The sequence below is a fragment of the Halegenticoccus tardaugens genome, from assembly GCF_004116405.1.
Lineage (GTDB): Archaea > Halobacteriota > Halobacteria > Halobacteriales > Haloferacaceae > Halegenticoccus > Halegenticoccus tardaugens.
On the sequence record NZ_SDIC01000005.1, the window covers coordinates 221,834 to 233,903 of the forward strand.

The 12,070-nt window shown below is 63.5% G+C and carries 9 protein-coding genes and 1 pseudogene; 6 read left to right on the plus strand and 4 right to left on the minus strand.

Annotated features, from left to right (window positions below; all coding sequences use genetic code 11):
* Window positions 1–671: 671 nt before the first annotated feature.
* A complete protein-coding gene (gene xacF / locus C3L37_RS15090) occupies window positions 672–2,120 on the minus strand; it encodes a 2,5-dioxovalerate dehydrogenase (protein ID WP_129115436.1) in 1,449 nt (482 codons plus the stop codon).
* Window positions 2,121–2,237: 117 nt separating this feature from the next.
* Between xacF and gfo6 the strand changes: the two genes are divergently transcribed.
* Window positions 2,238–3,329 carry a D-xylose 1-dehydrogenase Gfo6 gene (gene gfo6 / locus C3L37_RS15095; RefSeq protein ID WP_129115437.1) on the plus strand — a complete coding sequence of 364 codons (1,092 nt, stop codon included), beginning with the start codon at window positions 2,238–2,240 and terminating at the stop codon, window positions 3,327–3,329.
* Here the strand turns inward: gfo6 and C3L37_RS15100 are convergent.
* Window positions 3,287–3,610 (minus strand): hypothetical protein, encoded by a 324-nt coding sequence (locus C3L37_RS15100; protein WP_228546257.1) that lies wholly within the window; start codon window positions 3,608–3,610, stop codon window positions 3,287–3,289. The genes gfo6 and C3L37_RS15100 overlap by 43 nt on opposite strands.
* Before the next feature lie 390 nt (window positions 3,611–4,000).
* Here C3L37_RS15100 and C3L37_RS15110 point away from each other — a divergent pair, with 390 nt between their 5' ends.
* Complete coding sequence (locus C3L37_RS15110) at window positions 4,001–5,239, plus strand: mandelate racemase/muconate lactonizing enzyme family protein (RefSeq protein ID WP_129115438.1); 1,239 nt, start codon at window positions 4,001–4,003, stop codon at window positions 5,237–5,239.
* Window positions 5,240–5,430: 191 nt separating this feature from the next.
* Window positions 5,431–6,315: a fumarylacetoacetate hydrolase family protein gene (locus C3L37_RS15115; protein WP_129115439.1), complete on the plus strand. Its 885-nt coding sequence runs from the start codon at window positions 5,431–5,433 to the stop codon at window positions 6,313–6,315.
* Between the two features lie 217 nt (window positions 6,316–6,532).
* Here C3L37_RS15115 and C3L37_RS15120 read toward each other — a convergent pair whose 3' ends face one another.
* Both C3L37_RS15120 and C3L37_RS24930 read right to left on the minus strand, forming a co-directional pair.
* Complete coding sequence (locus C3L37_RS15120; RefSeq protein ID WP_228546258.1) at window positions 6,533–8,863, minus strand: glycoside hydrolase family 3 N-terminal domain-containing protein; 2,331 nt, start codon at window positions 8,861–8,863, stop codon at window positions 6,533–6,535.
* A 1,024-nt stretch (window positions 8,864–9,887) separates the two neighbouring features.
* Complete coding sequence (locus C3L37_RS24930; RefSeq protein WP_228546259.1) at window positions 9,888–10,121, minus strand: helix-turn-helix domain-containing protein; 234 nt, start codon at window positions 10,119–10,121, stop codon at window positions 9,888–9,890.
* 447 nt (window positions 10,122–10,568) lie between these two features.
* Between C3L37_RS24930 and C3L37_RS15130 the strand changes: the two are divergent.
* The 3 genes and pseudogenes from C3L37_RS15130 to C3L37_RS15140 all read left to right on the plus strand — a co-directional run bounded on the left by C3L37_RS15130 (window position 10,569) and on the right by C3L37_RS15140 (window position 11,874).
* Window positions 10,569–11,239, plus strand: a pseudogene (locus C3L37_RS15130) (IS6 family transposase).
* 3 nt (window positions 11,240–11,242) lie between these two features.
* Window positions 11,243–11,593, plus strand: coding sequence for a hypothetical protein (locus C3L37_RS15135; protein ID WP_129115441.1), 351 nt, complete (start codon window positions 11,243–11,245; stop codon window positions 11,591–11,593).
* A gap of 2 nt (window positions 11,594–11,595) precedes the next feature.
* The gene (locus tag C3L37_RS15140; protein ID WP_129115442.1) at window positions 11,596–11,874 is read left to right on the plus strand and encodes a sugar ABC transporter permease; all 279 of its coding nucleotides are present in this window, start codon (window positions 11,596–11,598) and stop codon (window positions 11,872–11,874) included.
* Window positions 11,875–12,070: the final 196 nt, after the last annotated feature.

Consider the following 12,070-nt stretch of genomic DNA (forward strand, 5'->3'; position numbering starts at 1 on the left):
CTCTGAGACCAGCGGTCAGTGACCTTTCGAACGGGAAGAGCTACGGGAATGAACACTACAGGTCCGCTCTCACATCTGAGATGGAGCGCCGAGGCGGATCGACGAGGAGGAACAGTTCCAACGACGGAAATGATAAATCATTTGTCATTCTGTGTCTCCATCGATTCAATTACTCTTGTGAGAGCATCGGCCGATCGACCGTCCATCTGGCTTCGTTCTCCCGAATCGAACTTCGACGAACGTGGAGCGTTCATCCCCACTGTTCGCGCGGAGATGAGGTCGGTTCTCAGTCCACATCTCTCTCCGTCACGACGGCCGGCTATAGGCCCTCAGACGAGAGACGGCGCCGTCGTCGCGAACGACTCGTACGCGTCCCATTCGTGTCCGTCAGGTCCACCGATCTCACCACCGACGACGGCCTGTTCCCTGCCTCCGCTTCCGGGGGGAGGGTGACGTCCAACCTGTAGGGAAGTTGGGTGACACCTCCATCGAGGTCGTCGATGGGGTGGACGCCCCGAACCGTGTCGCCGACGACGCGAACGAACGCCGCGTCGCCCGCGGGGTCGTTCGACACGTGGAAGTACGGCTCCTCATCTGCGGGGTACCGGGTGACGGCGCGTCCGAGGCCGGGTGTCGAAGAAAATTATGGCAGGTCGGTCGGAGCCGAGTCGTCAGTAGTTGTCGTAGACGATCTTCTCGATGGTGTAGAAGTCGAGCCCGGCGTCGCCCTGCTCGCGCCACGTCTCGGAGGACGACCGTTTGAACCCTCCGAACGGAACGTGCAGTTCCAGACCGGTCGTCTTCTCGTTGACCTTCACGACGCCCGCCTCGGCCTCGTCGACGAAGCGGTTGGCCTCGGTGTGGTCGTCGGTGACGACGCTAGCCGAGAGGCCGTACTCGACGCCGTTTGCGACGTCGATCCCCTCGTCGAAGTCGCTCACCTTCATGACGGCGACGACGGGACCGAACACCTCCTCCTGGGCGATACGCATCTCCGGGTCGACGTCGGTGAAGACGGTCGGTTCGACGAAGTACCCCTCCTCGACGTCGTCGCCCTCGGGGACGCCGCCGCCTGCCGCGAGCGTCGCCCCCTCGTCCTCGGCGATGTCGACGTATTCGAGCGTCGACTCCAGTTCGCTTTGGCTGACCTGCGGCCCCATCTCGTGGTCATTCCCGGGGCCGATGTCGATCGATTTCGCGCGATCGACCAGTTCGGCGACGAACTCGTCGTACACGTCCTCGTGGACGATGGCGCGCGAGCAGGCGGTGCAGGACTGCCCGGTGGTACCGAATCCGCCGGTCGCGACGATGTCGGCGGCCTCCGCGGGGTCCGCCGAGGCGGCGACGACCGTCGGGTTCTTGCCGCCGAGTTCGGTCTGAACGCGCTTGCCAGCGTCGGTGGCCTGTTCGTACACCATCTCGCCGACCTGACTGCTGCCGGTGAAGGAGACAGCGTCAGTGCCCTCGTTCTCGATGAACTCGTTACCGACCGAACTGCCGGGGCCGGTCACGACGTTGAGGACGCCGTCGGGCAGTCCCGCTTCGTCGAGTGCTTTCGCGAGTTCGAGGGCGACCCCCGGAGCCAGCGACGCGGGCTTGAGAACGACGGTGTTGCCAGCCGCCAGCGCCGGGGCGAGCTTCCACGCCGGGATGGCGATGGGGTAGTTCCACGGCGTGACCAGCGCCGCGACGCCAACCGGCTCCCGCCGGGTGTAGAGGGTCGTGTTCCGGCCGCTCGGGCCTTTGACGGTACCGCCGAGGTCCGCCGCCTTGACCGAGAAGTAGTGGAAGATGTCGATGGCACGCTGTACCTCGCCGGCGGCCTCCGCGCGTGCCTTCCCCTCCTCGGCGACGAGCAGGTCGGTCAGTTCCTCCTTGCGCTGGCCGAGTAGCGTCCCGGCCTCGCGGAGGATGCTCCCGCGCTCGGGGCCGGGAGTGGTCCGCCACTCCTCCGCGGCGGCCACCGCGGCGTCGACGGCTTCGGTCGCGTCGGCGGCGCTGGACTGCTGGTAACTCGCCACGATTTCGCTCGGATTCGCGGGGTTCGTCACGTCGATGGTCTCGCCGGTCTCGGACGGTACCCACTCTCCGTGGACGTAGTTCTCGTTAGTCTCCGTCATCGACGCAATCTTCTCGGTTCTCGCTTACTATTCTTACGGTTCTGTGAAGAACTGCCACGGCCCGCTCCGTCCCTGACACTCCACTACACTTTTGCCGGTCGTCTTGAACCTCAGACCATGTCAGTCGATGACTACCTACGCAGCGTCCGAGAGCCCGATTGGGAGGAACTGGAGTCGGGGATGCTCCGCCTCGCGATGGTCGGTCTCGGATGGTGGACGCGCGAGCAGGCGATACCCGCCGTCGAGGCGTCGAAGTTCTGTGAGACGACGGCGCTCGTCAGTAGTTCCGGTGACCGCGCCGCGGAGTTAGCGGCGGAGCTAACGAACGCGGAGGCGGCGATGACGTACGACGAGTTCGCCGACGGCGAGGAGACCGAGGCGTACGACGCCGTCTACATCTGCACGCCTAACGCACGACATCTCACGCACGCGCGAACGGCCGCCGAACACGGGAAGGCGATTCTCTGCGAGAAGCCGATGGAGGCGACCGTCGAACGCGCCGAAGAGCTCGTCGCCGCCGCTGCGGACGTACCGCTGATGGTCGCCTACCGCATGCAGACCGACCCGCAGGTGCGCTGCATGCGCGAACTCGTCGCGGACGGTGCCGTCGGCGACCCGGTGGCCGTCCACGGACACATGAGCCAGCAGCTGCTCGACGTCGTCTCGGGCGACCCGGACCAGTGGCGTCTCGACCCCGAGCTCGCCGGCTACGGCGCGACGGTGATGGACCTCGGCATCTACCCGCTCAACACCGCGCGGTTCGTTCTCGACGCCGACCCGGTGAGCGTGACCGCGCAGATGCACTCCGAGGACGAGGCGTTCCGGGACGTCCCCGACCAGTACGCGACGTTCTCGTTCCGGTTCGACGACGGCACGTACGCTGCCTGCACGTCCAGCCAACACGGCTATCTCTCCGGGCACCTCCGCGTCGTCGGCACCGAGGGCGAACTCTCGCTCGACCAGACGTTCCTCGGGCAGCCGACCCAGCGGCTCGTCTACCGGACGCTCGACGGGCGCGAGGCGGTGATAGACGACGGTCGCCGCGACCTGTTCGGCGACGAGATGACCGAGGAGTTCGACTACTTCGCCGACCGCGTCCTGCGCGGGGAGCCGCTCGGTCCGGACGGCGAGCACGGGCTCGTCGACATGCGCACGCTCGCAGCCATCTACGAGGCCGCAGAGATGGGAGAAGAAATGTCGATCCAGTAGCCGCCGGCTGTCGCGTCGTCGGTCGCCGCACGGAGCTCCGAGACCGTCTCTTCGGTGTGAGACAGTGTCGTCGCCGTCTCGCGGACGTCGACCTCCAGAGTCCCGTCGTCGATCTCCAGACACGGCTGCGTCCGCTGGCGTTCGTCGTACTCGATAGTGTACGTCTCGCCGCCGACGGCGGCTACGACGTCGTCGACGGTCCTGACTTCGACGCGGTCGTCCCCAGCGACGAGCACCAGTGTCCCGTCCACGCACTCGTGCTTGTACCGTTTCTTGCTCATGACTATCGACTCTACCCGATTGCTCACTAATAGCGTTGTCGCTGCGCGGAGCCGTCTCCAGCGGGCTCGAGGCAGTCAGGGCGGCTCGTGCCTTCGCCTTGTCGACATCGGCGGAACTGATTGACTCGGGCGTGATACCGTCGAGCGGCTTCAACAAATCGGGGACATAGCCGTACGGTACGTGTCGTTGTCGAGATACGTTCGGCTTCGGCCTCTCCTGAAGCAGCAGGTCCGACGGCTGCCAGTCGATCGCCTGCGTTGTCGACGAACGAATACGAGCCGTGTCGACGACGAACGAGACACCGACGACGAGCGATACGCCGGCGCCGCTCGGCCGACGGTCGTCCATGCGCAAGATTTACTATCGAGTTTCAGAATATACGGATGCAAATGGCTGACTACGCGAAGCTCCGCGACCCGAACGCGGAGTATACGATGCGGGACCTCTCCGCGGAGACGATGGGGCTGACGAACAGTCGCGGCGGCGTCAGAGACGCCGAGATAACCGACGTCCAGACGACGATGGTCGACGGGAACTACCCGTGGATTCTCGTCCGCGTCTACACCGACGCGGGCGTCGTCGGCACCGGCGAGTCCTACTGGGGCGGCGGCGACGCGGCCATCATCGAGCGGATGAAGCCGTTCCTCGTCGGCGAAAACCCCCTCGACATCGACCGGCTCTACGAACATCTCGTCCAAAAGATGTCCGGCGAGGGCTCGGTCTCCGGGAAAGTCATCTCCGCGATCTCCGGTATCGAGATCGCACTGCACGACGTCGCCGGGAAGCTCCTCGACGTGCCAGCCTACCAACTCGTCGGCGGTAAGTACCGCGACGAGGTTCGCATCTACTGCGACCTCCACACCGAGAACGAGGCCGACCCGCAGGCCTGCGCCGAGGAGGGCGTTCGCGTCGTCGAGGAACTCGGCTACGACGCCATCAAGTTCGACCTCGACGTCCCCTCGGGCCACGAGAAAGACCGCGCGAACCGCCACCTCCGCGGCCCCGAGATAGACCACAAAGTCGAGATCGTCGAGGCCGTCACCGAGGCCGTCGGTGACCGCGCGGACGTCGCCTTCGACTGTCACTGGTCGTTCACCGGCGGGAGCGCGAAACGCCTCGCCGTCGCTCTCGAAGAGTACGACGTGTGGTGGCTCGAAGACCCCGTGCCGCCGGAGAACCACGATGTCCAGAAGAAGGTGACCGACTTCACGACGACGCCGATCGCCGTCGGGGAGAACGTCTACCGGAAGTTCGGGCAACGAACTCTCCTCCAACCGCAGGCGGTCGACATCATCGCGCCGGACCTGCCGCGCGTTGGCGGGATGCGCGAGACGCGCAAGATAGCCGATCTCGCGGATATGTACTACATCCCCGTGGCGATGCACAACGTCTCCTCGCCTATCGGGACGATGGCGTCCGCGCAGGTCGGCGCGGCCATCCCGAACTCGCTGGCCGTCGAGTACCACTCCTACGAACTCGGCTGGTGGGAGGACCTCGTCGAGGAGGACGGCCTCATCGAAGAGGGTCGCATGGAGATTCCCGAGAAACCCGGCCTCGGGCTGACGCTCGACTTGGACGCCGTCGAGGCGCACATGGTCGACGGCGAGGAACTGTTCGATCCGGCATGAGCCGGATCGGGCTCGCCGAGCAAGGCTCGGCAGTATTCGACGGAGCGTAGCTTCGTCGGGTACGTGACGCACCGCGGCGTACAGTCCGACTGAACGAAACGACACCACGCAAGGCACGTCGACGTCCGGACGTTCGAGCGTCGTTCGCTTGGCGGCGATACTCTTTTAACGACCTCTGTTCATCACTGATTATGCGTTATTATCGAATTCCCGGTGGGGAGCATCGATCGCTCTCCAAATCGTTAGTCGTCATCGACGACGAAGGAGACGCGTACGACCTGACGACGGCCTCCGAAGACCTGAGTTCGTTCACCGACCTCGCCCGCGCGGCGAACGCGAGCGGCCGGTCGGTCGACGCCATCGCTCGCGACCGAATCCCGGACGCGGAGCGCCGAAATCTGGGCGACGTCGGGGAGAACGCGCTCTTACCGGTCGTCCCGGACGAAGTCTGGGCGGCGGGCGTCACCTACCGAATCAGCGAAGAGGCCCGCAAGGCCGAGAGCGGGAAGCCCGAGGTGTACATCGATGTGTACGAACGGGACCGACCGGAACTGTTCCTGAAGGCGACGCCGTCACGGACGGTCGGGCCGCACGAGTCGATCGGCGTGCGCGGCGACTCCGAGTGGGACGTCCCCGAACCCGAACTGGGCGTCGTCCTCCACCGCGGCGACGTCGTCGGCTACACCATCGGCAACGATGTCTCCAGCCGGGATATCGAGGGCGACAATCCGCTTTATCTCCCACAGGCGAAGGTGTACGACCGCTGCTGCTCGCTCGGTCCCTGCGTGGCGACGGAGGCCGTCGTCGAGGACCCTCACGACCTCACGATGTCGCTCACTATCGAACGCGACAGGGAGGTCGTCTACGAGGGGTCGACGTCGACCAGCGAGATGGCGACCTCCTGCGAGAGTCTCGTCGACTACCTCGGCCGACACAACACCCTCCCGGAGACGCTCGTCTTGCTGACGGGGACGGCGCTCGTCCCACCCGAGTCGTTCACGCTCGAAGAAGGAGATCTCGTCTCCATCGACATCGATCACATCGGGCGACTCGTCAACGACACCGTCGTCGTCTGAGCGAGGTGCTTACCCAGTGGTCGCGAGAAACCAAACGCCGCGCGTGATGTCGTCGTTCGACGCGCCGACGACACGTCGGAACCGACGACGCGCCGCGGCGAAGACACAGACATTACCCGAGTTAGGGTAGTGAAGCAGCCGAATCGTCGCACCCACCGAGTCGTCGCACGAGGAAACGTGTCGTCGGGATCCGGTGGGAAAACTAGCTATCGTCCGATCAGTCGGTGTCCGAGACCGTCGTCTCGGTGAAGTACGTCCGACCGGTCGACGGCACTTCTTTGGACTCAGTCACCTCGAACCGTGTAGTCGAGACGACGTCGGCGGCGGAGTGGCCGACGCGGAACTCGTAGGGACCCTCCTCCACGGTGAGGTCGAAGTCCCGGTCGTAGTAGGCGAGTTGCGAAGCGGCGACCTCGAAACTGACGCGTTTCGACTCGCCTCTGTCGAGCGAGACGCGCTCGAAGCCGACGAGTTCCTGAACCGGACGGGCCTGATCGGGGTTCTCCGCGCTGGCGTAGAGTTGCACGACGTCGTGGCCCGCGCGGTCGCCGGTGTTTTCGACCGTCACCGTCGCGGTGATCGTTCCGGCAGGCGGCAGTTCCCCCGTCGACAGCGAGAGGTCGTCGTACTCGAACTCGGTGTAGCTCAGCCCGTGGCCGAACGGGTAGAGCGGGTCGCTCTCTGTGTAGACGTACTCCTCGTTCGAGGTGTTGGGTTTTCGGCTGTAGTGGACCGGCAGTTGGCCGACGGTGCGGGGGATGGAAACGGGAAGGTGGCCACCGGGGTTGTGTTCGCCGAACAGGATCGCCGCGATACCCTCGCCGCCCCGCTCGCCGGGGAGCCACGACTGTACGACTGCGGGAACTTCCTCCGCGATCCACTCGATGGAGTGGGGTTTGCCGCTCACCACGACGACGACGAGCGGCGTCCCCGTCGCGTGGAGCGTCTCGACGAGTTCCTGCTGGACGCCGGGAAGTCCCAGGTCGACCACGTCGCGGCCTTCGCCGCTGGTGGCGACGCTCGGCACGTTGACGCGCTCTCGGTCGGAGTCGGAGAAGTCGACGGCTGAGCGCGCACCGACGAACGCGACTGTCACGTCGGCGGCGGCGGCTGCGGTCGTCGCCGCGTCGAACCCGTCCGTCTCCGGGCCGGTAGTCGTGCAACCTCGCTCGTACAGGACCTCGAACCCGGACTCCTCGGCTCGCGTGCGGACGGCGTCCAGCGGCGTCGTGGCCTCGAACTCGACCTCCTCCTCGGGGTAGTGGGCGGGGTACGCGTAGTCGCCCATGAGCTCCAGTGCGTCGTCCGCCTTCGGGCCGACGACGGCGACGGAGTCGGTTTCGTCGCCGACGAGCGGGAGCAGGTCGCCCTCGTTCTTCAGGAGTGTCATCGACTCGCGGGCGGCGCGCGTCGTGAGTTCGCGCGCCTCGTCGGTGCCGAACGGTTCGTCCGCCGCGTCTGCGTCGACGGTCGAGTCGTCGAGGAGACCGCTCTCAGCTTTCGCGCGGAGCACGCGCCCCACCGCCCTATCCAGCGTCGCTTCGGCCAGCATGCCCTCCTCGACGGCCTCGACGAGGTGTTCGCCGTAACAGTCGGTGTACGGCAGTTCCACGTCGACCCCCGCCTCGACGGCGGCGACGCCCGCTTCGCGTTCGTCGGTGGCGACGCCGTGTTCACTCCGGAGGAACTCGACGCTGTAGTAGTCGGAGACGACCGTTCCGTCGAAACCCCACTCGCCGCGGAGCACGTCGGTGAGCAGCCACTCGTCGCTGGCGCAGGGGACGCCGTCGACGTCGTGGTAGGCGTTCATCACCGAGTCGGCGTTCGACGTCCGGACGGCTGCCTCGAACGGGAACAGGTGCGTCTCTCGGAGTTCGCGCCGTCCGACGTCGACCGAGCTGCGGTTCTTCCCGCCCTCACCGGCACCGTGGCCCACGAAGTGTTTGAGCGTCGCGGAAATTCCGTCTCCGTCGCCCTGGAGGCCGCCGACGTAGCCACAGGCCATCTCCGCGATGAGATACGGGTCCTCGCCGAACGTCTCCTCGACGCGGCCCCAGCGGAGGTCGCGTGCGACGTCGAGGACGGGCGAGAGCGCGTGCGTCGTGCCGATAGCCTCCAGTTGGGAACGAATCGTGCCGGTGACTTCTTCGAGGAGCTCCGGCGACCAGGTGCTCGCCATTCCGATCATCTGTGGGAACGTCGTTCCTTCGGGACCCATGTAGCCGCTGAGACATTCCTCGTGCGGGATCGCCGGAACGCCGAGACGTGTCTCCTCGCGGAGATACGACTGAAGCTCGTTCGTCCGTTCGGCCGCCTGCCGTGGCGGGAGACTCCCCTCGCCGCCGATTCTGGTGAGGTGACCGATACCCGACGAGAGATGTTCTTCGACGGCCGACTCGTCGAGGGTACCCTCCTCGTCGAGCAACTTCTCGGCGTTCACCGAGCCGAGTTGAGCCGCCTTCTCTTCCAACGTCATCCGTTCGAGAAGCTCGTCTACGCGTCGCGTGACCGAGCGCTCCCGGTCTCCGCTGTCTGAATCTGTCTGCATCGCCTGTGTGCTCTCCACCCGGTGTCTTAACGATTTGGACGTGGGACTCGACGCGGTGTGCGACCGGTGTTCTCGTCCCTTCTGAAGGCGTTCCCTATTACAGAATACTTCGCCACCGTCAGTCAGCGTGCTTCGGAGTCGGACACCGCATACCTCCCCATTCCTTGAGCGTTTAAAACGGCAGTAACGAGCACGTAGTCTCTCGACCGCGTTCACGTGTGATTCTATTTTAGAGAACAACTTGCATCGCCTGCTCCAGGAGTTCGCAGTGATAGGTAGAGCAGTAATGGCTGAAGACGGTGCTTTCATTACGTCTGTATACTTGTAATAGCCTTCGAGAGTCGGTCGGCGGAAGGGCGAAGATAATCGACGTTCTCGTCAACGAGGTGTTCTACGAAACCGTTCCGTCGCGACGCTGACTGCGACTGTGCGAGGTTCTCGGGTTAGAGCTCAAGGAGGCCCGGACTTCCAACAACTACTGGACAGCCAGACTGTTCTCACTTACAGAACAGTAAACGATACCGTGTGCCACTCTGTCCGAGAAACCACGGGAGGAGAGAGACGAATCGAACAGCGTTCGACTACCGACGGCCCCTCCCGATGAGGGTTTCTTTCGTCATAACGTGAACCGCGGCGACGGCAGTCATTCGCCGAGTGGGGTCTCCGGTCGGTGTCCCGCCTGTGTAGAGATAACAAGCCTGCGTTTGTTATTCTAGTATCCCGTTTCCTCCCGAAGCAGTCCTCACAGCGACGAACCCGGACGGCGACCGAGAAGGTGAGGGGGGGGTCGAAGCGTCGACGACGACAAAAATCTCGTTAGGAGTTTAAAGTCCGAGATTACTGAACGAACTATGGTCACAAAACTCGTTCGACGTCAACGATCGTTCTCGATCACTGGACGCCGCGTACCCTTTCTCCACCGTCATCTACGAGTCTCTTCAGCGATACCGGCGGAACTCTTTCGTAGCGGACTGTTTCAGAAAAATGAACTACCGGGCGTCTTCCGACGGAAGTGCGTCACCGCTCACTGGTAGAGAAACTTCAGTCCGAGCACGTAGATGTCTCCCTCGTTCCGTACGAACCCGTGCCGCTTGAGCGCCGAGAGATGCGCGTGGACGGTGCTACTGGGCATCTCCAACTGCTCGCTCAACTCGGTGACTCTGGCCCCCTCCGTTCCGCCAGCGCGTCGAGAATTCGGACCGTCTTGTCGATCGTCTTCATCCCTCCAGTATCTGCTCGTCGTACATATAAAGGTCACTATTGTTGGATAGAGATGTCGCCGGAATGGGTTAATAATATAAAATAATGATCGATTGCCGCGCGAAGGCGGCAAACTTCGAGTCCCCCATCCGACAATACGGGATAGAGAGAACGTCGAACGCGGTGTGGCGTAGTTCGTGAAGCGGACCCCGGGAGTTCGGATTGACGGTCGCGACAACGGTCGATTTACGCCGCATCGTCGGGCAGGGCTCGCCCGCGAACACTCACATCGGTCCGGGGCGGCCCGACACGACAGAATCGTGACGGCCGACGAGAGGTGTGCTAGGGTGACCGGAACGTATACGTACCCTCTCGTAATTTACCGCCGTGGGAAACTCACGGTTGCGGGTGACGCCCTGGAGACAGTAGATGGTAAACAAAGCGACAAATAGAGTGTCAGGCAGTGTCTAGTTACGGAGCGAGCAGGCCGAAGAGCTAGTGATTCATGCTACTCCCAAACCTGCTCAAAGAGAGTTTAGACACGGCTACGCTTGAATGTTGGCAGCGGGAGCGGACGGCGACGCCCGTGAGGGCGTTCGCCTCCACGCTGCCGGGCTCTCACTCAGGGAAACAGAAGCTATTCTGCATTTGTTGGGCGTAGATCGTTCGTTTCAGGCGATCTTTCAGTGGGTTCACCGACTGGCCGACAGCGTTCCCGACCCGCCTTCGGCATAGCCGAAGGCGGGTCGCGGTCGACGAGACCGCTGTCAAAATCAATGGCGAGTGGTCTTGGTTGTACGCTGCAATAGATCTCGACACAAAGTTGCTTCTCGAGTCCAGCTGTTCAAGCGACATGGAACTGATCCGACGGCTGCATTCCTTCATGGCGTCGCCGAGAAACACGACTACGAAGACACGGTGTTTCTGGTCGATCAGTTCGGCTATCGGACTGCCCTCTCTCGGTTAGGATTGCGCGGTCGGGTCGACTACACCGACCGAAACCATATCGAAAAGTGGTTTCACACCCTCAAGATGTGAGTCGACCGCTTTCATAATTCATGGGTGGGCAGTCGGCTGAGCGTTCGCCAATGGCTTGCGCTGTTCGTTCACTACTATAATGTCCACCGACCGCATCAATCGCTCGACGGACGAACGCCAGCCCAGGAGGTTAACTAGACAGTGCCGCTCAACCCCGATCGCGACGACGCGACGCAGCAGGCCGCGATCGAGGCGGCACAGTGGCTCACCCAGGAGTCGAACGTCTGGGGGACCAAGGCCGGACACCTGCCCGCGAGCGAGTCGCTCCTCGAAGCCAACGAACTGCGCGACTCGGACGTCTGGGACAAGACGCTGTCGACGTTCTATGAGATGGCCGACAACGACGAACTGGCATACGTCCCGCGGACGGAGACCGTCGACGCGTACCAGGAGCCGATCTACGAGAACCTCAGCGAGATCTACTCGCAGAACATCTCGCTCGAAGAGGGGATCAAGAAGGCGGCCGAGGTCGTCAACAGAGAACTGCAGTGAGCATGTCCGTCGCAACGCGTCTCGAGAGCATTCGGGAGAATGCAGCGGCGGTGCGCGACCGCGAGACCCTGGAAGGGCTCCTCTTCGCGCTCCCGTACCTGGCGGTGTTCACCGTCTTCCTCCTGTACCCCCTGTTGAAGGGGTTGTACATGAGCCTGTTCGAGTGGAACGCGATCTACCCGTCGCTGTCGGAGTTCGTCCTCTTCGACAACTACGCCCGGATGGCCGGGAATCCGGAGTTCTGGGTCGCCGTCAAGAAACGGTGTACTTCGTCGTGCTGACGGTCCCGACGCTCGTCTTCCTCGGGCTGTTCCTCGCGCTCGGCGTCAACCGCAAGATCAAGGGCAGGAAGTTCCTCTGGGCGGTCTTTTTCAGCCCGTACATCCTGACCGTCGCGGTCGTCGCGCTCATCTGGATCGAGATGTACGCCCCCCAGTACGGGGTGGTGAACTACTACATCCAACAACTCGTTGAACG

Bases quoted from the DNA above. Each gene is read 5' to 3' on its own strand.
- gfo6 (WP_129115437.1), top strand. From the start codon at position 2,238: ATGTCAGTCGATGACTACCTACGCAGCGTCCGAGAGCCCGATTGGGAG.
- C3L37_RS15100 (WP_228546257.1), bottom strand. From the start codon at position 3,610: ATGAGCAAGAAACGGTACAAGCACGAGTGCGTGGACGGGACACTGGTG.
- C3L37_RS15120 (WP_228546258.1), bottom strand. From the start codon at position 8,863: ATGCAGACAGATTCAGACAGCGGAGACCGGGAGCGCTCGGTCACGCGA.
- C3L37_RS15110 (WP_129115438.1), top strand. From the start codon at position 4,001: ATGGCTGACTACGCGAAGCTCCGCGACCCGAACGCGGAGTATACGATG.
- xacF (WP_129115436.1), bottom strand. From the start codon at position 2,120: ATGACGGAGACTAACGAGAACTACGTCCACGGAGAGTGGGTACCGTCC.
- C3L37_RS15115 (WP_129115439.1), top strand. From the start codon at position 5,431: ATGCGTTATTATCGAATTCCCGGTGGGGAGCATCGATCGCTCTCCAAA.
- C3L37_RS15140 (WP_129115442.1), top strand. From the start codon at position 11,596: ATGTCCGTCGCAACGCGTCTCGAGAGCATTCGGGAGAATGCAGCGGCG.